This window comes from Agrobacterium sp. CG674, assembly GCF_053521645.1.
Window position 1 is genome coordinate 149,249 of the sequence record NZ_JBNWDZ010000002.1, and the last position, 20,301, is coordinate 169,549.

At 58.2% G+C, this 20,301-nt stretch carries 15 protein-coding genes; 7 read left to right on the forward strand and 8 right to left on the reverse strand.

The window, feature by feature from the left end:
* The first annotated feature begins 45 nt into the window (after positions 1-45).
* Positions 46-1,905 (forward strand): ABC transporter ATP-binding protein, encoded by a 1,860-nt coding sequence (locus tag ACQZ51_RS05970; protein ID WP_448775981.1) that lies wholly within the window; start codon positions 46-48, stop codon positions 1,903-1,905.
* 103 nt (positions 1,906-2,008) lie between these two features.
* Here ACQZ51_RS05970 and ACQZ51_RS05975 read toward each other — a convergent pair whose 3' ends face one another.
* Positions 2,009-2,908, reverse strand: a complete 900-nt coding sequence (locus ACQZ51_RS05975; protein ID WP_448775983.1) for a tetratricopeptide repeat protein — start codon at positions 2,906-2,908, stop codon at positions 2,009-2,011.
* Positions 2,909-3,017: 109 nt separating this feature from the next.
* On the reverse strand, positions 3,018-3,254 hold the full coding sequence (rpsU, locus tag ACQZ51_RS05980; RefSeq protein WP_042617620.1) for a 30S ribosomal protein S21: 237 nt from the start codon (positions 3,252-3,254) through the stop codon (positions 3,018-3,020).
* A gap of 304 nt (positions 3,255-3,558) precedes the next feature.
* Between rpsU and ACQZ51_RS05985 the strand changes: the two genes are divergently transcribed.
* The 5 genes from ACQZ51_RS05985 to ACQZ51_RS06005 are packed head-to-tail and all read left to right on the forward strand — an operon-like array spanning position 3,559 to position 9,038.
* Positions 3,559-4,812 (forward strand): sarcosine oxidase subunit beta family protein, encoded by a 1,254-nt coding sequence (locus ACQZ51_RS05985; protein WP_448775984.1) that lies wholly within the window; start codon positions 3,559-3,561, stop codon positions 4,810-4,812.
* Positions 4,812-5,216, forward strand: coding sequence for a hypothetical protein (locus tag ACQZ51_RS05990; protein WP_448775986.1), 405 nt, complete (start codon positions 4,812-4,814; stop codon positions 5,214-5,216). The genes ACQZ51_RS05985 and ACQZ51_RS05990 overlap by 1 nt, the downstream gene beginning before the upstream one ends.
* Before the next feature lie 9 nt (positions 5,217-5,225).
* The gene (locus ACQZ51_RS05995; protein WP_448775988.1) at positions 5,226-5,540 is read left to right on the forward strand and encodes a sarcosine oxidase subunit delta; all 315 of its coding nucleotides are present in this window, start codon (positions 5,226-5,228) and stop codon (positions 5,538-5,540) included.
* Positions 5,537-8,494, forward strand: coding sequence for a sarcosine oxidase subunit alpha (locus ACQZ51_RS06000; RefSeq protein WP_448775989.1), 2,958 nt, complete (start codon positions 5,537-5,539; stop codon positions 8,492-8,494). The genes ACQZ51_RS05995 and ACQZ51_RS06000 overlap by 4 nt, the downstream gene beginning before the upstream one ends.
* Positions 8,487-9,038 carry a sarcosine oxidase subunit gamma gene (locus ACQZ51_RS06005; protein WP_448775991.1) on the forward strand — a complete coding sequence of 184 codons (552 nt, stop codon included), beginning with the start codon at positions 8,487-8,489 and terminating at the stop codon, positions 9,036-9,038. The genes ACQZ51_RS06000 and ACQZ51_RS06005 overlap by 8 nt, the downstream gene beginning before the upstream one ends.
* Positions 9,039-9,155: 117 nt before the next feature.
* Here ACQZ51_RS06005 and ACQZ51_RS06010 read toward each other — a convergent pair whose 3' ends face one another.
* Positions 9,156-10,526 (reverse strand): APC family permease, encoded by a 1,371-nt coding sequence (locus tag ACQZ51_RS06010; protein WP_448775993.1) that lies wholly within the window; start codon positions 10,524-10,526, stop codon positions 9,156-9,158.
* Positions 10,527-11,017: 491 nt separating this feature from the next.
* On the opposite strand from ACQZ51_RS06010, the gene ACQZ51_RS06015 reads away from it, so the two are divergent.
* The gene (locus ACQZ51_RS06015) at positions 11,018-13,111 is read left to right on the forward strand and encodes a methyl-accepting chemotaxis protein (RefSeq protein WP_448775994.1); all 2,094 of its coding nucleotides are present in this window, start codon (positions 11,018-11,020) and stop codon (positions 13,109-13,111) included.
* 9 nt (positions 13,112-13,120) lie between these two features.
* Here the strand turns inward: ACQZ51_RS06015 and ACQZ51_RS06020 are convergent, their stop codons facing one another.
* The 5 genes from ACQZ51_RS06020 to glgC form a co-directional block, all read right to left on the reverse strand.
* The gene (locus tag ACQZ51_RS06020) at positions 13,121-13,609 is read right to left on the reverse strand and encodes a MaoC family dehydratase (protein WP_448775996.1); all 489 of its coding nucleotides are present in this window, start codon (positions 13,607-13,609) and stop codon (positions 13,121-13,123) included.
* A 92-nt stretch (positions 13,610-13,701) separates the two neighbouring features.
* Positions 13,702-15,651 carry a glycogen debranching protein GlgX gene (gene glgX / locus ACQZ51_RS06025; protein WP_448775998.1) on the reverse strand — a complete coding sequence of 650 codons (1,950 nt, stop codon included), beginning with the start codon at positions 15,649-15,651 and terminating at the stop codon, positions 13,702-13,704.
* A 243-nt stretch (positions 15,652-15,894) separates the two neighbouring features.
* A complete protein-coding gene (locus tag ACQZ51_RS06030; protein ID WP_243255089.1) occupies positions 15,895-17,526 on the reverse strand; it encodes an alpha-D-glucose phosphate-specific phosphoglucomutase in 1,632 nt (543 codons plus the stop codon).
* Positions 17,527-18,966, reverse strand: a complete 1,440-nt coding sequence (gene glgA, locus ACQZ51_RS06035) for a glycogen synthase GlgA (protein ID WP_448775999.1) — start codon at positions 18,964-18,966, stop codon at positions 17,527-17,529. It lies immediately after the preceding gene.
* Between the two features lie 5 nt (positions 18,967-18,971).
* Complete coding sequence (gene glgC, locus ACQZ51_RS06040; RefSeq protein ID WP_448776001.1) at positions 18,972-20,234, reverse strand: glucose-1-phosphate adenylyltransferase; 1,263 nt, start codon at positions 20,232-20,234, stop codon at positions 18,972-18,974.
* Positions 20,235-20,301: the final 67 nt, after the last annotated feature.

Sequence of the window (20,301 nt, forward strand, 5' to 3'; positions counted from 1 at the left end):
TCTTAGTGTCGCTAACGTCATTCCAATTGCTTCCGCAGGACCGCCATGGCTTTTTCAGACTTTGTGTATCGTCCGTTTGAAAGGCTGATCCGGCCGCTCGATATTGCCTACCGGCCGATCCCTGATAAGGGCCCGTTTCATGTGCTTTTGCATTTCGTGCGGATGTTTCGGGGTGTGCTCATCGCGATCTCTGTCTCTGCGATGTTGATGGAAGCCAGCAATCTCTTTCTGATCTGGAGCTTCTCATCGATTGTCGATGGGGTAACCGCCAAGGGGGCCGAGGCCTTTCTGGTCGAGGACTGGCCTCTTCTGGCTGTCATGGCGTTTCTGCTGTTTCCCGTGCAGCCCATTCTCACATTCCTGGCCAACACCCTGTCATCGCAGACGGTTGCGGTGGGAATGCCGGCGGCCATTCAGTGGCAGGGCCATAAGGCGGTTGAGCGGCAGGACCTGCGGTTCTTTCATGACCTGTTTTCCGGGCAGATCGCCTCCCGGCTTTCGCAGGCCGCCTCTGCCGTTCAGACCCAGGTCATTGTCGCGTTTTATTCGATACCCTATTTTCTGATCCAGTTTGTCGGCTCGCTCGTGCTGTTGAGTACGGTTGCGTGGCCGCTTGCCCTGCCGGTGCTGGTCTGGATTATTCTGAGCGTGGTGATTGCCGTGAAGGCGGTGCCGAAATTTGCTGAAGCCGCTCGCCACTCGGCCAAAAAACGCAGCCTGCTGGTGGGATCGATGACCGATCTCTACAGCAACATCCAGATGGTCAAGCAATTTGCCGCCGAAGACAGCGAGGCGGGAAGCCTGCGCAAAGTTTTTGCAGAGGTCATATCAACGCAGCATAGCGAGCGGCGGGTCTATTTGACGACCAGCATCGCCATTCTCCTTCTCAGCGTTCTTCTGTGGCTTGCCATGTTGGGTATCGGCTTCTGGGGCATGCTGGATGGTTTTGTGACCACCGGCCAGTTTGCGGGCGTGATTTATCTCACGCAGCGGCTTTCAGGCAATGGCCGCGCCTTTCTCGATATGGGCCAGCAGATCTTTCAGGCGATTGGCACCATTCGTGATGCGATGCCGGTGATGACGACACCTCCGACCATTGTCGATGCGCCTGATGCTGCAACGCTTGCTGTGAAGCGGGGCGACATCCGTTTTGAGGGCGTGCACTTCGGATATCGGGAAGGCGCTGATGTGATCAACGACCTGTCCCTGCGTGTGCGGGCGGGTGAGAAGGTCGGGCTGGTTGGGCTATCGGGCGCTGGGAAAACCACACTCATCAATCTTCTGCTGCGCTTTTACGAGCTGGAGAAGGGCGATATCAGCATTGATGGGCAGAGCGTCAAAGCCGTGACGCAGGCCAGCCTGCGCGAGAATATCGGCGTGATTTCTCAGGATGTTTCGCTGTTGCACCGGTCCGTCGGCGATAATATCCGATATGGCAAGCCGGATGCATCGGCTGAGGAAATCGATGCTGCGGCGCGGGCAGCGCAGGCCCATGAGTTTATTGGCGATCTGACCGATGGCGAGGGCCGTCGTGGCTATGAAGCCTTTGTCGGAGACAGGGGCGTCAAGCTTTCCGGTGGCCAGCGCCAGAGGGTGGCCATTGCGCGGGTGCTGTTGAAGGACGCGCCTATCCTTATTCTGGACGAGGCGACATCTGCGCTGGACAGCGAGTCCGAGGCCGCAATCCAGGAGAAGCTCGATCTATTGATGGCGCACAAGACGGTGATTGCGATTGCCCATCGCCTGTCTACGATTTCCCGCATGGACCGCATCATCGTGCTGGATCGGGGCCGGATCGTGGAAGAAGGAACGCCCGCAGCCCTTATTGAGCAAGGTGGTCTTTATGCGAGGCTTTGGCAGAGGCAGACCAGCGGCTACATCGCCGATGAGGATGACAGGCCGTAAGCGTGGTGCGATGGCACCAATCCTGGCTTATTCCAGCCACTCAAACGAAAAAAGCCGGAGGCGAGGCATCCGGCTTTTTGTTTTGATGATGTCGAGTGTTCGATTATGAGGCGCGGGCGCCGCCACGGGTGCGGGCGAGGCCATCTACAGCTGGCTTGTATTTCGGGTCGAGGCGGGCGGCGTGGCCGTAGGATTTGGCAGCCTTGTCGCGTTCACCACGGCGCTCATAGACCAACGCCTGGTTTGCCCAGGATTCAGCCAGATCACCATCGAGAGCGATGGCGTGGTTGAAGTCTGCAAAGGCGTTCTCATCGTCATTCATGGCGACATAGGAGATGCCACGGCCATTATATGGCTCTGGCGAATTTGGTGAAAGCGAGATGGCCTTGGAGAAGTCCTCGATGGCCTGGGTGTGCTGGTTGCGGACCTGATAGATCAGGCCGCGATTGTGCCAGGCGCGACCATCGGTCGTATCCAGATTGATGGCGGAGGAGAAATCGTTGAAGGCTTCATTGACGCGGCCTGTCTGGCGATAGAGGTTGCCACGACCGATTAACGCCACGTCATAGCTCGGATTGATCTGAAGCGCGCTGTTGTAATCCTGCAAAGCCAGCTGCTGCTGGTTCATGTTGCGATAGACGAGGGCGCGGTTGGCATAGGCCTGGTAAAAACGCGGATTGAGCTGCAAGGCGCGCTCGAAATCTGCGATGGCGCGCTTGGAATCGCCCGCGCGGCCATAGGCGGAGCCGCGAACATTATAGCCTTCAGGATCCTGCGGATTGGCGTTGATGACCGAGGTCAGCGACGCGATGTTTCCTTCCGAGCCCTGTGCACGGTCCAACTGGAATACGTCATTGGTCTGCGGGGAGGAGGTGGCGCAGCCCGACAGGGTTGCAAGAACACCGCAAATAACGAGAGAAGGCAAAAGCCGCATGTTTTTTCTCTGGGATACGCCGCTTGCAACAAACGGATTTCGGGAAGCACTTGTATCAACAGCGTTCATGCGATTTGGGTTCCCTCTACCAAGCCCGGTCCACGGTCATAAACTCAAAGAGCGGCGGCGAAAAATCGCCCCCGCCCCATAAACATTCAAAAACGTCGAAAAAACGACCTTATGCGCGAGCCGCTGGTGCACGTGGGCCTGCAATCAGACCTTCGCGCTGCATGCGCTTGCGGGCCAACTTACGAACACGGCTAACACCTTCGGCCTTTTCGCGAGCACGCTTTACAGACGGCTTCTCAAAGTGATCACGCAATTTCATCTCGCGGAAAATGCCTTCACGCTGCATCTTCTTCTTGAGAGCGCGAAGCGCCTGATCAACATTGTTGTCGCGGACTAGTACCTGCACGTGAATCCCGTTCCTTTGGTTGGTTATTTTGCCGTGTGAATTGGCATTCGCAAGCAAACAAAAAATCGTTCGTTTGGCCGTTACGCCGCGCGATTGGTGGTGTGCGATACCAGATTGCTTCTCCAAAGTCCAGTGATTAACTGTGTTTGAGCCCTAAAATGCACGGTTTGAGCCATTCCGCAGGCCCATGTCGATACTTTGTAGTGGCGCGTCGCAAAATGAACATTCCCGCTCTAATTCATTTGCCATGTGTATGGTTCTGCCGGAAGAGTATCCAGCCCGGTTTCAAGGAGTGGTTCGCCCAATGCGCAAATATTCGGTTTTCGCCGTCGCTCGTGAGGCCCTGCGTGGACATAAGGGTTGGGATGCGCAATGGGCTTCCCCCGAACCACGCAAGTCCTACGATGTCATTATTATCGGCGGTGGCGGGCATGGGCTGGGTGCGGCCTATTATCTGGCCAAGGAACACGGCATTACCAACATCGCGGTGCTGGAAAAGGGCTGGATCGGTGGCGGAAACACCGGGCGCAATACGACCATCATCCGCTCCAATTATCTCTATGAAGAGAGCATGGATATTTACGAGCATTCCCTCAAGCTTTGGGAAGGCTTGAGCCAGGATCTCAACTACAATGTGATGTATTCCGCTCGTGGCGTGATGATGCTGTCGCACAATGTGCATGACCAGCAGAGCTTCAAGCGCCACATCAATGCCAACAGGCTCTACGGTATCGATAATGAATGGCTGACACCGGAACAGGCCAAGGCCTACTGTTCGCCGCTCGATATTTCCGCGAATGCGCGTTACGCCATCAATGGTGCTGCCCTTCAGCGTCGTGGCGGCACGGCGCGGCATGATGCGGTCGCCTGGGGTTATGCCCGTGCGGCATCCGACCGTGGTGTGCATGTGATCCAGAACTGCGAAGTGACGGCCATCCGGCGCGGGCCTGACGGTGCGGTGACAGGTGTCGAAACCAATCGCGGTTTCATCGGTGCCAAGAAAATCGGCGTTTCTGCCGCAGGGCATTCCTCTGTCGTCATGAAAATGGCCGATGTGCGGGTGCCGCTTGCCTCCAACCCGTTGCAGGCACTGGTATCGGAGCCGCTCAAGCCGATTTTCCCCTGCGTTGTCATGTCCAACACGGTGCATGCCTATATTTCGCAATCCGACAAGGGTGAGTTGGTGATTGGTGCTGGCACGGACCAGTATAATTCCTATTCCCAGACCGGCGGTTTGCAGATTATTACCCACACGCTGGATGCAATCTGCGAGCTATTTCCGATGTTCCGTCGGGTGAAGATGATGCGCCAATGGGGCGGCATTACCGACAACACGCCAGATCGCTCCGCCATTCAGAGCGTGACGCCCGTGCCGAACCTTTTCGTCAATTGTGGCTGGGGTACCGGCGGCTTCAAGGCGACGCCGGGATCTGCTCATCTGTTTGCGCATCTGATTGCGCGTGGCGAGCCGCATAAATTGGCAGAAGGCCTTAACCTTGACCGCTTCCGCACCGGACGGCTGATCGATGAGGCGGCAGCTGCGGCGGTGGCGCATTGATGGTGCCTGAAGCCCTTCTTGCCGCAGCCGTTGCGACCGCTCCTTTGCCGGTCAGCACGCTTGTGCCTGATGTGGACGACTTCCGGGTTCAGGCAATAGCCAAGGCGCAAGGGGAGGCGGACTGGCCGTTTGTGGCGGATAAGGGAATGCTTCTCTGCGCGCCCGTGATTGGCGACAAGGCGGTGTATTTCGTGGCGGAAAAAGAGGATGGCGGGCAGGAAGCGCCTGTCGTTCTCAACATCAACCCGATGACGATGGCTGTCGTCAATCTGGGCAAGACCAAGGTTTTCCGCGCCTTTAGCAGTGTCGATGAACTGATGAACAGGCTCTACCCCTATATTACCATGGGAAAGCGCCTGTGTGACCAACCCGCCGGAACGGTCGTTCCGGAAAGCTCTCTTTGAGGCAAGAACATGCTGTTGATCCGTTGTCCCTATTGTGAAGATGAGCGTTCCGAGCTGGAGTTCCGCTGGGCGGGCGAGGCGCATATTGCGCGGCCGCAAAACATCTCGGCCATTTCCGACGAGGAATTTTCCGAATATTTCTTCCTGCGCGACAATGACAAGGGCATGGTGTTCGAGCGCTGGCGGCATATTCACGGCTGCGGACGCTTCTTCAATGCGGCCCGTCATTCCGTCACCGACAAGTTCCATCTGACCTACAAGGCGGGTGAGCCGAAGCCCGATGAGGCGACGATCATGGCTGCAAGTGAAGGAGCAGCCCGATGAGTGGCGCTTATCGCATCAAGGGCGCTGGCCGCCTGACACCCGCCCGCACAGCGCGGTTTACTTTCGATGGCAAGAGCCACACGGCGTTGCAGGGCGACACGGTTGCCTCTGCCCTTCTGGCAGACGGCGTGCACCTGATTGGCCGCTCGTTCAAATATCACCGTCCACGCGGGTTTTTATCTGCCGGGCCGGAAGAGCCGAACGCGCTGATCGATGTGTCCAGAGACAGCAGCCGCAAGCAGCCCAATGTGCGTGCGACGGTGCAGGAAGTGTTCGATGGGGCGATTGTCTCATCGCAGAACCGCTTTCCGTCGCTGTCCTTCGACGTGGGTGCCATCAACGATTTTTTCTCGCCCATGTTCGTGGCGGGCTTCTACTACAAGACCTTCATGTGGCCGAAGGCTGCCTGGGACAAGCTCTATGAGCCCATCATCCGCCGCGCTGCGGGCCTTGGCAGCGCGCCGAAGGAAGGTGACAACGACCATTATGCCAGCCGTTTCGCCCATTGCGACGTGCTGGTGGCCGGTGGTGGCGTGGCCGGCTTGACGGCAGCACTGACTGCGGCAAAGACCGGCGCGAAGGTCATGCTGGTCGATGAGAACCCGGAGGTTGGCGGCGCGCTTCGCTTCGATACCGGCACGACCATCGATGGTTTGAACGGCTATGACTGGGCGCAGAGAACCTTGGCCGAGCTGAAAGCCATGCCGAATGTGCAGGTTCTGCAGCGCACGACTGTGTTTGGCTACTACAACCACAATTTCATAGCGCTGGCCGAGCGCGTGACCGACCACCTTGCAACACCGGGACATCAGCCGCGCGAACGCCTGTGGCAGGTGCGTGCGGGTAAGGTGGTCATGGCGACAGGTGCTATCGAGCGGCACATGGTTTTTGCCAATAATGACCGCCCGGGCATCATGCTGGCGTCTGCGGCGCGGACCTATCTCAACCATTACGGCGTGGCGGTTGGCCATAATGTCGGTGTCTACACCGCGCATGACTCGGCCTATGAGACGGCGTTTGACCTGAAGCGGGCTGGTGTCGCCATTGCCGCCATCGTGGATTGCCGCGCAAACCCGGATGCGAAGCTTCTGGATGAGGCGCGCACGCTGGGCATCGAGGTGCTGGCAGGCCACAGCGTTTATGATACGGCGGGGCGTCTGCGGGTTTCCTCCATGACGGTGGGTCGCAATGGCGGCTCATCCAAGCGCAAGATCAAGATCGATGCGCTGGTGATTTCCGCAGGCTGGACGCCATCCGTGCATCTCTTCTCGCAATCTCGCGGCAAGCTGAAATATGACACGGCGAACCAGCGTTTTCTGCCAGATGTGCATGTTCAGGAATGCGTTTCCATCGGCGCCTGCAATGGTACGGATGATCTTGGTGCCCTGATTGCCGAATCCGCTGCTGCCGGCGGCGGTGCTGTGGAGTATTCCGGCCATAATGCCCATTCGTGGACTGGCGGCATGATCGGTGCCGCCGAAGGGGCGGGCGAAGGCGAGAATGTCAAAGCCTTCATCGATTTCCAACACGATGTCTGCGCCAAGGATATTCGTCTGGCGGTGCGCGAAGGCATGCATTCCATCGAGCACATCAAGCGCTTTACCACCAATGGCATGGCGTCCGATCAGGGCAAGATGTCCAACATGCACGGCCTGGCAATCGCATCCGAAGCCTTGGGCCGCGATCTGCCCAAAGTGGGTCTGACGACCTTCCGCGCACCCTATACGCCTGTCACCTTCGGCACGCTGGTTGGCCATTCCAGAGGCCACCTGTTTGACCCGGCCCGCAAGACGCCGATGCATGCGCTGGAAGAGGCAGCCGGAGCCGCTTTCGAGGACGTGGGCAACTGGAAGCGTGCGTGGTTCTACCCGCGTGCTGGCGAGGACATGCACCAGGCCGTGAACCGCGAATGCAAGACGGTGCGCGAAACGGTGGGCGTGTTCGATGCGTCAACACTGGGCAAGATCGAGGTTGTCGGGCCGGATGCGGCGAAGTTTCTCAACCTGCTCTACACCAATGCCTGGGACACGCTGAAACCTGGCCGCTGCCGCTATGGCATCATGACCCGTGAAGATGGCTTCGTTTATGATGACGGCGTTGTCGGGCGTCTGGCTGAAGACCGTTTCCATGTGACGACGACAACCGGCGGTGCGCCGCGCGTGCTGCAGCACATGGAAGACTACCTTCAGACCGAATTCCCTGAGCTCAATGTGTGGCTGACATCGGCCACCGAGCAATGGGCTGTGATTGCCGTGCAGGGGCCGAAGGCGCGTGAGGTGATCACGCCGCTGGTCGAGGGCATCGATCTTTCGCCCGAAGCCTTCCCGCATATGGCCATTGCCGAGGGTACGATTTGCGGCGTGCCGACACGGCTGTTCCGCGTTTCTTTCACCGGCGAACTCGGTTTCGAAATCAACGTTCCCGCCGATTTCGGCCCTGCCGTGTGGAAAGAGATTGCGCAGCGGGCTGAAGCCGTGGGCGGTTGCCTCTATGGCACGGAGACCATGCATATTCTGCGTGCCGAAAAGGGCTATATCATCGTGGGTCAGGATACCGACGGCACGGTGACGCCTGATGATGCGGGGCTTGGCTGGGCGGTTTCCAAGAAGAAGACGGATTTCGTCGGTATTCGCGGCTTGCAACGTTCTGATCTGACACGGGAAGGGCGCAAGCAACTTGTCGGCCTTCTGCCGAAAAACCCGCATGACGTGCCGGAAGAGGGTGGGCAGATCGTGGCTGATCCGGACCAGCCTAAGCCGATGACGATGCTGGGCCACGTGACATCATCCTATTGGTCTGAAAATCTTGGCCGTTCCATCGCCTTCGGGCTGGTGGCGGGTGGCCGGGCGCGGATGGGCGAAACACTGTATATTCCGCTCGCCGACAAGACGATTGCTGTTGAGGTGACGGACATGGTGTTCTTCGATAAGGAAGGGGGCCGCATCAATGGCTGATATTATAGTGGCAAACCGCACATCGGTTCTGGAAGGCGCTCGCGCCGGGTCTGCAAATGTCTCGATCAAGGTTGCAGCGCCCGCCTACAGGCTTTCGCTGCGCGCCAAGGCCGATGCGGTGACAGAGCTTTCGCAGGCGCTGGATATCAGTCTGCCGCAGACGCCCAAGACGTCTACCACCTCAGCGCTGCGTGCTGCACTCTGGCTCGGGCCGGATGAGTGGCTTGTCATCGACCAGGGCGAAAGCAACCTGATGGAAGCCTGCGCCAGCGTTACCGCTGCCCATTCCGCCACCGACGTTTCCCACCGCAATGTCGCCATGACAGTGTCCGGCGAAGGTGCGGAAGCGACGCTGAACGCCGGATGCCCGCAAAATCTCTCGCTTGATGCCTTCCCCGTCGGCGCATGCTCACGCACGCTGTTCGGCAAGGCGGAAGTCGTGCTTTTGCGGGTCACGGAAGACACGTTCCGGGTGGAGTGCTGGCGCTCATTTGCGGACTATGTGTTTGGTCTGCTGGAAGAGGGCGCACAGGACGCGGGCTAGAGCGATTTCCGCAAAAGTGGGAACCTGTTTTGCGTCGGCAATTGCCTAAAAACTAATAGATAGAGCGTCTCCGGTGAACCCGTGTTCACCGAAGACGCTCTAGCGCTTCCGGTAAGATTACGCGGACCTACGCTGCATCTTCATGTAGCTGATTGTGGCCAGCCATAGCAGCACGCCGATGAAGAGCAGCACACCGGCGATGGAATATTGTACCGGGTCGCGGCCTGTCCATGGGCCGACGAGGAAGAAGCAGCTGGCAGCACCGATGATCGGCACGATGGTCGGGGTTCGGAAATGTTTGTGCTCTACCTTGTCCTTGCGCAGCACCAGAACCGCGATGTTGACGATGGTGAAGACGCCCAGCAGCAGCAGCGCCGTCGTGCCACCCAGCGCGGGCACGCCGCCTGCGAAAGCGATGAGGCCTATGGCGATGATCGAGGTGAAGACAATGGCAATATAAGGGGTCTGGCGGGCCTTGTGGACCTTGCCGAGTGCTGGCGGCAGCACGTTCTCGCGGCTCATGCCATAGATCAGCCGGCTTGCCATCATCATGTTGATGAGCGCGGAATTGGCGACGGCAAACATGGTGATGACGCCGAAAATGCCGATGGGGAAGTTTGGTGCACCGGCTGCGACGACTTTCAGCAAAGGCGTTTCGCCTTCACCCAGATCCGCTGCTGGCACCAGCGTGATGGCCGAGATGGCAACGAGAATGTAAATGACGCCTGTTATCGCGAGGCCACCCAGGAGCACCTTGGGGAAGATGCGCGAGGGCTGCTTGCACTCCTCTGCCATATTGACCGAATCCTCAAAGCCGACCATGGCGAAGAAGGCAAGCGTGGTGGCTGCAACGACTGACCACATGACGCCGCTATCGCCCGCAGGTTCAAAGGTCCACACGCGTGAGACATCGCCCTGACCGTTCCCAATGGCCCAGAAGCCAATGCCGATGATAATGAGAAGGCCGGTCAACTCGACCACCGTCAGCACCACATTCATTTTGACGCTTTCGCCCACGCCGCGAAAATTGATGAGCGCGATGGCGGCGATGAAGGCGATGGCGACACCGGTCACACCAAAGGCACCGAAATCAAACCCCGTGACAGTGGTGAAATTGGCGGCAAAGGCGCGCGACGCCGTGGCGGCAGAGGTGACGCCCGACGACATGACGGTGAAAGCGACGAGAAACGTTATGAAATGCACGCCAAAGGCCTTGTGCGTATAAAGTGCTGCACCGGCGGCCTTGGGATACTTCGTGACCAGTTCCAGATAGGAGCAGGCGGTAAGCAGCGCCACGCCAAACGCGATGAGGAAGGGAAGCCAGACAACGCCGCCCACTTCTGCGGCAACCTGGCCCGTCAAAGCGTAAATGCCGGTGCCCAAAATATCACCAACGATGAAAAGGAGCAGAAGGCCGGGGCCGATGACCCGCTTGAGCTCCGTTTTCGGCTCGGACGTATCGTCGATCTGCGTGACCGGTGTTGCCATGAATTTTTCCCCCTCAAAGCATGTTTTCTTCAACGCAGAGTGCGCAGACGGGTTCCGGGCTTGGGACGAGAAAAGTTGCGCACAATGCATGTTTGCTCGAATGGTGCACAAGAACAGCACGCGGTTGGAGACATCCGGCATTGAATTTCTTTTTGAAATGGGGGTCGGAATTCCGATGTTTCGCCGCGGGCACGGATTGCAACCATATGGAGACAGTGATTCATCTGCTTCATATTGCGATCGCTATTTCTGAAAGTACTTCGAAGACGTTGTATTGGTGAACTTTCGAAAACAATTGATGAATTGCAATATCGGAGACGTATAAGACTTGGAAGTCGATGGGTTTTTCGGACCTTTCTGCAGTTTTGCAGCAATTCCAAGGATATTTCGCGAATTCAATCTGTAGTTTAATTGTTTGTTTATCGAGTGGAGTAAATTGTCACAAAACTGTCATAAAACTTTCACAATCCACCGTAAGCGAGGAAATGCCAATGTATCTTTCGAGGTTTTCAATTGCTGCCCGCACATGGATGCTGGCGTTTTTTTCTCTGCTTGGAATGTTGAGTGTCGGATTTCTCTTCTGGGATGCTCAGGAGTTTGAAGAACACACGGAAGAACAACTCAGTTTTTCAAAGAAGATATCCGATCAGGTTACGGAAGCTGGATATCTCTTTCAAAATCTTCGTTTGAGTGCAGGGCGGTTTTTACAATCGCCGACGCAAGAGCTTGAAAAGCAGGTTGATGCAAGGCATGCCAAGCTTGTTTCTGCGGTGGATACCCCGTTGGCCGCGCTTGCGCCTGATACTTCCGAGGCAAAGCAATTGGTGCTTTTGCGCCAGCAAGTGGATGTCTATGGCGCAGCGTTTAAACGGCTGGCTGGAACCACGCGGGAGCTGGGCTTTACGGCGGATGATGGTTTGCAGGGCCAGTTGCGCGGCGCCATCCATGCTGTGGAAAAGATACTGACCGGCAGTAACAATCCAACTGTGGAAGTCCTGCTGCTAAAAGCCCGCCGCTATGAGAAGGATTTCATGCTGCGCGGCGATCCGAAATATATCCAGCAGCTCGACAAGAGTGTCGATGCGATGGAGGCGCTTCCCGCTTCCACCTATGCGGCGGGCCAGAGCGCAGAGATTTCGGGCCTGTTGGAAAAATATCGCAAGGCGTTTCATGATTTTGCAGAGCGGTCGGTTTCCCAGCGCATGATGACGGAAGAGCTGCGGCAGATGGAGCTGCAACTTGATCCACAATTCGAAGCGCTGAGGCAGTCCCTTGCTTCAACGCAGGCGGCAACCGAGGCTGCAGCCACTGCCGATAATGCCCGCCGGATGCTCATTCTGATGGGCACGCTTGTGGTTGCCGCTGCGGTGCAGCTGGCTCTGGCGGTTGTTGTCGGTCGCTCCATCGTTCGCCCTTTGCGTGGACTGACTCAGGCCATGACCCACCTGTCCGCCGGGCAGCTGGATGTCGATATTCCCGGCAAGGGAACGGGTCACGAACTGGGAAGCATGGCGGAAGCCATGGAGATTTTCCGCTCCAATTCCCTGCTGAAGGAAAGCCTGGAGGCAGAGACGATTGCACAGCGCGAGGCGGCCGAGCGGGAACGCCACGCCAACGAACGGCAGGCGCAGCAGCGGGTTGCCCAACTCGACCACGCAACGGCCCTTTTGGGGCAGGGTTTGCAGGAACTGGCCAATGGCAATCTGGCTTTCTCAATCGAAACGCCGCTGGCGCCGGAATTCGAGTGTTTGCGGCAGGATTTCAACCGCTCCGTGGCAGAGCTGGCCAATACGCTTTCCACCGTTGTGGAGGCTGCCCATTCCATCGATGGAGGTGCGGGCGAAATCAGCGGCAGTGCTGCCGATCTTTCCAGCCGAACGGAACAACAGGCTGCCTCGCTTGAGCAGACGGCGGCGGCGCTTGATCAGATTACGACCAACGTTCAGGGTTCCACCGAGCGCGTGCAGGATGCGCAGCACGTGGCCGGGCAGGCGCAGCAAAGCGTGGCAGATTCCGCCAAGGTTCTGGCCCGCATGACCGAAGCCATGTCGCTGATTGAAAGCTCATCGCAGCAGATTACCAGCATCATCACTGTTATCGATGAGATTGCTTTCCAGACCAATCTTCTCGCTTTGAATGCCGGTGTGGAAGCGGCGCGTGCAGGGGAGGCGGGCCGTGGCTTTGCCGTCGTTGCGCAGGAAGTGCGCGAGCTGGCACAGCGCTCGTCCAAGGCGGCCAGGGAAATTCGCCTGCTGATCGGGCAATCGGGCTCTCACGTGCGTGGCGGTGTGGAACTGGTGACGGACACGACGCAGGCGCTTGGTGAGGTGCAGGTGCATATTCAGACCATCAACGAGCACATGGCCTCCATCGGCATTGCGGCCAAGGAGCAATCGACCGGCCTCGCTGAGGTTAATGCTGCAGTCAACCAAATGGACCAGGTTACCCAGCGCAACGCCGCCATGGTGGAGGAGGCGACAGCCGCCAGCAACATGCTGGCGCAGGAAAGCAAGCGTCTGCGCGAGATGATCAGCCGCTTTGCTTTGGCTGATAAGCGGCACGGCCAAGTGCGCAAAGCGGCATAGGGCGCGCGCTCAATCGTCTTCTGGCCTGTCTTCCGGGTTGAACTGGCTGATGGTGGTCCAGCGGGCGGTGAGGGCGGGTTTTTTCTCGTCCTCGATTTCCACGGTCACGTCATAGGTGGTCATGAGCATGGCTGCGCCGCGGAAACGGGCTTCTGCCAGGGTGAAATGGCCGCGAATGCGGGCACCGCTTTTGACCGGGGCGACGAAGTGGAGTTTGTCGAAGCCGTAATTGATGCCCATGGTCTGTTCGCGGATCTTGGGCAAGGCGCTGTAATTCATGGCAGACAGGAGCGACAGGGTGAGAAAGCCGTGGGCGATTGTGCCGCCAAAGGGGCTCTCGGCTTTCGCCCGCTCAGGATCTGTGTGGATGAACTGGTCATCCTGCGTTGCCTTGGCAAAGGCATCGATCATGGCTTGATCGACGGAGATCCAGTCGGAAACGCCGACTTCGGTATCGACAAGGTTTTTGACCTCGGACAGAGAGATTTCCTTGGGCATGGTTGCTCTCGATGTTTGTTATCTCAGGGGTAGTGCCAGCACATTCAGTAGGACTGACTCTAACGAACAACAGGCTTTTTGCAATGCAGCAATCAGCCCTGCCGGTAGAACACCACCGAGCGTGCCGGGAGATAGGCCGGGTTGCCAAAATCCGTGCCCATGGGCTGCCATTGTCCCGGCAGCGTGAAGGGCACGATGTCGTGGCTGCGGTTGAAAAGGACGGCAAGGCGTGTGGCTTGATCCGTTTGCGCATCATGCGTTTTGAGCAGCATGGCAAGCGGCGTGCCATCAGGTCTTTCCCAATCGGCCACCGTCATCGGCTCGCCGGATGGTGAGAGCCACTCGACATCGTCGCTTAGGCTGGAGAAGAAACCGGCCTCGCTGAAGACATCGAAGCGCTTGCGCAGTGCGGCGAGAAAGGCGGTGTGCTCGATCAGTTCCGGCGAAAGGGAAGACCAATCCACCCATGTGATGGCATTGTCCTGGCAATAGGCATTGTTGTTGCCCTGCTGGCTGCGTCCGCCTTCATCGCCCGCTGTCAGCATGATGGTGCCACGGGTGACGAACAGGGTGGAGAGCATGGATTTGATATCGGCATTGCGGGCTGACTGGATGGCAGGATCGTCGGTCAGGCCCTCGACGCCGTTGTTCCACGAGAAATTCTCATTGTGGCCATCACGGTTGTCCTCGCCATTTGCTTCGTTGTGCTTGTGGCTGTGGGAGACGAGATCGTAAAGCGTGAAACCATCATGGGCGGCGAGGAAGTTGATGCTGCGGGTTTGCGTGCGGTTGTGGCGCGAAAAGATGGCGGATGAACCCGCCAGCGCGTCGGCCAGCGCGCCGGTCGTGCCCGCATCGCCGCGCCAGTAACGGCGCAGATCATCACGGGCGCGGTCGTTCCATTCGAGAAACTGTTCCGGGAAATTGCCGAGCTGATAGCCGCCGGGGCCGACATCCCACGGCTCGGCAATCATCACACGGTCATGCAGCAACGGATCGGCGTGGATGGATTTCAGAGTTTCGCTGTCTGCATCGAAGCCTGTGGCGGTGCGGGCGAGAATGGGGGCGAGATCGAAGCGGAAACCGTCTATGCCTGCATGGGCTACGAAGTGCCTGAGTGTTTCAACGATAAGCTGGCTAACCTGCGGATGGTCGCAGGCCAGTGTGTTGCCGGTGCCGGTATCGTTGACCAGCGTGCCGGGATCATCAGGCAAGTTTCGATAATAGGTGAGGTTATCCAGCCCGCGCAGCGATAGGGTGGAGCCGAAGCGGTCGCTTTCGCCCGTGTGGTTGAAGACGAGATCGAGAATGACGCCGATACCCTCTTCATGCAGCGCGGCAACCGTATCGCGCAATTCATTCATGCCACCGGGGCACAGGCGCGGATCGAGCGCCATGAAGCCGACGGGGTTATAGCCCCAGCCATTAGTGAGGCCGAGCGGGGGCAGGTGACGCTCATCAATCCAGGCGGTAATGGGCATCAGTTCGATGGCATCGACACCGATGGTCTTCAGGTGTGCGATGATGGCGGGGTGGGCGAGGGCTGCGACTGTTCCCCTGATAGGCTCGGGCACATCCGGGTGCAGCATGGTGAGCGGCTTGACGGCCACCTCATAGATCAGGCCACCGGGTGAAAACAGCGGCGCTTGCCGCTCTACGGGCTTGTGCTGGGACACGATGGCTTTCGGCATGACGTGAGCGGTATCGGCACCAAAGGTGAAAAGCGTAGCATCATGGGCGAAAGGGCGGTCGATCTCGGTGGCACAGGGGTCGAGCAGGAGTTTGGACGGATCGAACCACAGGCCGTGGTCGGGCGCATAGACGCCATCGGCGCGAAAGCCGTAGCGGGTGCCGATGGGGGCATCTGTGGTGATAGTGTGGATGTCGTTTTCATCGCGCTGCATTGGCAGGCGGGCGGTCTGCGTGTTGCCGGTGGCGTCGAAAAGGCAGAGGTCGATCTGGGAGGCGTGGCGGGAATAGACGGAGAATGCCGTGCCGTTTGCCGTGAGGGTTGCGCCTGTTGGGGAAACGGTGGGGGGCATATTCGTGAGCTTTCGTTGACGAAGATAGAATGTAACGGTGCGGCTGGGTATCTCTCCCCTTGTGGGAGAGAAAGCGATTTCAGCATTTTAAGCGAAGCTTAAGTGCTAGAAATCGCAAGTGAGGGGTTTGCCTCACCCTCGGCGGACCCCTCACCTGAAAAATCTATGACTTAGCTTCGCTAAGATCATGATTTTTCTTCCTCTCCCACAAGGGGAGAGGTAACCCGGCCGCGCCGTCTCAGATCACGTAATCACAGTCGGTGCATCGCGGCCCGTATGCGTCTTGATGCCAGCAATCGTGTCGGCCACAGAGATCAGGTCGGCGAGTGCTTCCTGCGTTTCGATGTTGTGGCGGGATGCGTCTGCCTCGTAGCGTTCGACATAAAGGCGGAGCGTCGCGCCGGATGTGCCGGTGCCGGAGAGGCGGATGACGATGCGGGAGCCGCCTTCGAAGAGGATGCGGATGCCCTGGTTCTTGCTGACGGACTGATCGACCGGATCATTGTAAGCGAAGTCATCGGCAGCCTTGACCTTCAACGCGCCATAGGTGGTGCCGGGCAGGGTCGCCAGCTTTTCGCGCAGGATGGCGACCAGCGTGTTGGCGGCGTCACTATCAACCTCTTCATAGTCGTGGCGCGAATAATAGTTGCGACCATATTCGGCCCAATGCTGCGTCACGATATCCTTGACGCTTTCCTTGCGGGCGGCGACGATGTTCAGCCAGAACAGCACGGCCCAGAGGCCATCCTTTTCGCGCACGTGGTTGGAGCCGGTGCCGAAGCTTTCTTCACCGCAGACGGTGACCTTGCCAGCATCCAGAAGATTGCCGAAGAATTTCCAGCCGGTCGGCGTTTCGTACATGCCGATGCCAAGCTTTTCAGCCACGCGGTCTGCGGCTGCACTTGTGGGCATGGAGCGGGCAATGCCGGAGATGCCAGCGGCATAGCCGGGTGCCAGCGTCGCGTTGGCGGCAATGATGGCAAGGCTGTCAGACGGGGTCACGAACATGCCCTTGCCGACCACCATGTTGCGGTCGCCATCGCCATCGGAGGCAGCGCCGAAATCAGGGCCATCGGCGCTCATCACGTCGTCATACATTTCCTTGGCATGAACGAGGTTCGGGTCCGGGTGGTGGCCACCAAAATCGGGCAGGGGAATGGAGTTGCGCACGGAACCGGCAGGCGCACCGAGGCGCTTTTCGATGATTTCAACCGCGTAAGGGCCGGTGACGGCGCTCATGCTATCGACCACGACCTTGAAGCCACCGGCGATGAGTTCGCGGATGGCTGCGAAATCGAACAGCTCTTCCATGAGGGCTGCGTAATCGGCCACGGGATCGATGACCTCTACGGCCATGCCCGCAACATCATAGGTGCCGATCGTATCCAGATCCACATCGGCTGCCTGGGCGATGCGGTAGGTTTCGATGGCCTTGGTGCGTGCGAAAATGGCATCGGTGATCTTTTCCGGTGCCGGGCCGCCATTGCCGATATTGTACTTGATGCCAAAATCTTCGTTCGGGCCGCCGGGATTGTGGCTGGCTGAGAGAACGATGCCACCGAAGGCCTTGTATTTGCGGATGATGTGCGATGCCGCAGGGGTGGAGAGAATGCCGCCCTGACCGACCAGAATTTTGCCGAAACCGGCCGCAGCGGCCATCTTGATGACCTTCTGGGTGACTTCGCGGTTGTAATAACGGCCATCGCCACCAATCACCAGCGCCTGTCCGGCAAAGCCTTCCAGGCTGTCGAAGATCGACTGGATGAAGTTTTCCGCATAGTTTTCCTGAGCAAACACAGGCACTTTCTTGCGAAGGCCCGACGTGCCAGGCTTCTGGTCCTGAAATGGTTTTGTCTGAACAGTGGTGATCGTCATTTATTGGCCTTTCGAAATGAGCTGGGCATAAAGGTCGGCATAAAGGCCGGCACTTTTTTCCCAGGAAACGTCCGATTTCATGCCCTGCTTCTGCATCTGCGTCCACAATTTTGGTTCGCGATAGAAGCGCACGGTGCGGCGAATGGCATGCCGCAAACCGTCGGCGGTGATGGATGAAAACTGCACGCCGGTTGCGACTTTTGCAGCGATGGCGGCATGGTTGGCATCGATAACGGTGTCGTTCAGCCCGCCATTGCGGGCCACGACCGGAATGCAGCCGTAGCGCAGGGCATAAAGCTGAGTGAGACCGCAGGGCTCAAAGCGCGAGGGAATGATGATGGCATCACAGCCCGCCTGCATGAGGTGCGATAGCGGTTCATTGTAACCGATGGCGACGCCGACGCGGCCGGGATGGCGGGAGGCTGCGGCCAGAAGCGCGCCTTCCAGCGAAATTTCGCCAGCGCCCAGCACGACCAGACGGCCACCCATGGCGACGATATCGTCAACGACTTCGCTGACCAGATCGATGCCTTTTTGCCATGTGAGGCGCGAAATGACGCAGAACAGGGGTCCGCTATCCTGATCGATGCGGAAATGATTTGCCACCGCCGCCTTGTTCAGCGTTCGCAGCTTGGGATTGGCGGAGGAATAATTGTGGTTGATCAGGTGGTCGCTTGCCGGGTCCCAGACCTCGGCATCGATGCCGTTGACGATGCCATGCATGACATGGGCGCGGCTTCTGATAACGCCCTCCAACCCCATACCGAATTCCGGCGTGAGGATCTCTTCGGCATAGGAGGGGCTGACGGTAGTGATGGCCGTTGCCGTCTGCACGCCGCCCTTGAGGAAGCTGACATCGTTGTAATATTCGATGCTCTCGGTGCTGAAGGCATGCGCGGGAAGACCGAGCTGGCTGAAGATATTGGCGCCGAACTGGCCCTGAAAGGCGATGTTGTGGATGGTGAGGATGCTCGGAATTTCCGGCGTCTCAGCATAGCGCATATAGACCGGCGCCATGGCGGCCTGCCAGTCATGGGCGTGCAGAAGGTCCGGCGTCCAGCCCGGCAGCTTGCCAGCGGCGATCTCGGCTGCCGCTAGAGACAGTGACGCAAAACGCTTCCAGTTATCGGCAAAATCCTTGCCGGTAGAATCGAGGTAGGGACCGGCGGGGCGATCATAATAGGCGGGCGCATCGAGGATCAGAAGGTCGAGACCTTCGTGATGGGCTTCCAGAATATCGGCATGTTCGCCGAGTAGATCCATCTCGGCGATCTTGACGGCATCGGCCACAGCTGCCTTCACCGCCGGATAACCGGGGATGAGGGTGCGCGTGGTGACACCGAATTTATTCAGGGTGATGGGAAGCGCGCCGGCAACATCGGCGAGCCCCCCTGTCTTGATGAGTGGATAAACTTCGGACGCAACCGAAAGAACTTTCATGAGGTCTACAGATCCAGCTTGTCGAGCATCGATTGGGTTATCAGGCAAATGCCGCTATCTGTGCGGCGGAAGCGCTTTGCATCCAGTTCCGGGTCCTCGCCAACGATCAGACCTTCCGGAATGACCACGCCATGGTCGATCACCACATTGCTGAGCTGCGCGTGACGACCGATCTTTACACTCGGCAGTACTACGGCATTCTCAAGGCGTGAATATGAATTGGCCCTGACACCTGTGAACAGGAGGCTTCGGTTGAGAGACGAGCCTGAGATGATGCAGTCACCCGCCACAACTGACGAGGTGGCCGAACCACGGCGCTTGTCATCGTCATGCACGAATTTGGCGGGCGGCAGGATTTCCGCATAGGTCCAGATCGGCCAGGACTTGTCATAAATATCCAGATCCGGGACGATGTCGGTTAGGTCGATATTGGCCTGCCAATAGGCATCGATGGTGCCGACATCGCGCCAATAGGGTTCATGCTCGAAATCCGAGCGCACGCAGGAGGCGGCGAAGCGGTGCGCGACGGCTTTGCCGTGCTCGACGATATGCGGAATAATATCCTTGCCGAAATCGCGGCTGGAATTGGGATCGGCGGCATCGCGGCGCAGACAATCCATCAGGAACTTCGTGTGGAACACGTAAATGCCCATTGAGGCAAGCGCCATGTCCTCATTGCCGGGAATGCCCGGTGGATCCGCAGGCTTTTCGATGAAGGCGATGATTTCGTCTTTTTCATTCACATGCATGACGCCGAAGCCTGTGGCTTCCATGCGCGGAACTTCAAGGCAACCGATGGTGACATCTGCGCCTGAATCCACATGCTGCTGCAGCATGTATTCATAGTCCATCTTGTAAATATGGTCGCCCGCCAGAATGACCATATATTCCGGGCCATGGGACTCGATGATGTCGATATTCTGGAAGACCGCGTCGGCGGTGCCTTCGTACCATTGCGTTTCGGACACGCGCTGGGAGGCCGGCAGAATATCGAAGCTTTCATTGCGTTCGGGGCGGAAGAAGTCCCAGCCGCGCTGAAGGTGGCGAATGAGGGAGTGCGCCTTGTACTGCGTAGCGACACCAATGCGGCGGATGCCGGAATTGAGCGCATTCGACAGCGCGAAATCGATAATGCGCGCCTTGCCGCCGAAATAGACGGCAGGCTTGGCGCGGCGATCCGTCAGTTCTTTCAGGCGGCTGCCACGGCCACCGGCAAGCACGTAAGCCATCGCATCGCGCGCCAGCGGCTGAATTCTTTTCTCACTCATAGCAATCCTCCCATAAAATTCCGTATGTTCCCACGATATAAGGGCGTCGATTTTGTGTTCGATGCCT

Coding starts and splice junctions, on each gene's coding strand:
- ACQZ51_RS05970 (WP_448775981.1), top strand. CDS start 46: ATGGCTTTTTCAGACTTTGTGTATCGTCCGTTTGAAAGGCTGATCCGG.
- ACQZ51_RS05975 (WP_448775983.1), bottom strand. CDS start 2,908: ATGAACGCTGTTGATACAAGTGCTTCCCGAAATCCGTTTGTTGCAAGC.
- ACQZ51_RS05985 (WP_448775984.1), top strand. CDS start 3,559: ATGCGCAAATATTCGGTTTTCGCCGTCGCTCGTGAGGCCCTGCGTGGA.
- ACQZ51_RS05990 (WP_448775986.1), top strand. CDS start 4,812: ATGGTGCCTGAAGCCCTTCTTGCCGCAGCCGTTGCGACCGCTCCTTTG.
- ACQZ51_RS05995 (WP_448775988.1), top strand. CDS start 5,226: ATGCTGTTGATCCGTTGTCCCTATTGTGAAGATGAGCGTTCCGAGCTG.
- ACQZ51_RS06000 (WP_448775989.1), top strand. CDS start 5,537: ATGAGTGGCGCTTATCGCATCAAGGGCGCTGGCCGCCTGACACCCGCC.
- ACQZ51_RS06005 (WP_448775991.1), top strand. CDS start 8,487: ATGGCTGATATTATAGTGGCAAACCGCACATCGGTTCTGGAAGGCGCT.
- ACQZ51_RS06010 (WP_448775993.1), bottom strand. CDS start 10,526: ATGGCAACACCGGTCACGCAGATCGACGATACGTCCGAGCCGAAAACG.
- ACQZ51_RS06015 (WP_448775994.1), top strand. CDS start 11,018: ATGTATCTTTCGAGGTTTTCAATTGCTGCCCGCACATGGATGCTGGCG.
- ACQZ51_RS06020 (WP_448775996.1), bottom strand. CDS start 13,609: ATGCCCAAGGAAATCTCTCTGTCCGAGGTCAAAAACCTTGTCGATACC.
- glgX (WP_448775998.1), bottom strand. CDS start 15,651: ATGCCCCCCACCGTTTCCCCAACAGGCGCAACCCTCACGGCAAACGGC.
- ACQZ51_RS06030 (WP_243255089.1), bottom strand. CDS start 17,526: ATGACGATCACCACTGTTCAGACAAAACCATTTCAGGACCAGAAGCCT.
- glgA (WP_448775999.1), bottom strand. CDS start 18,966: ATGAAAGTTCTTTCGGTTGCGTCCGAAGTTTATCCACTCATCAAGACA.
- glgC (WP_448776001.1), bottom strand. CDS start 20,234: ATGAGTGAGAAAAGAATTCAGCCGCTGGCGCGCGATGCGATGGCTTAC.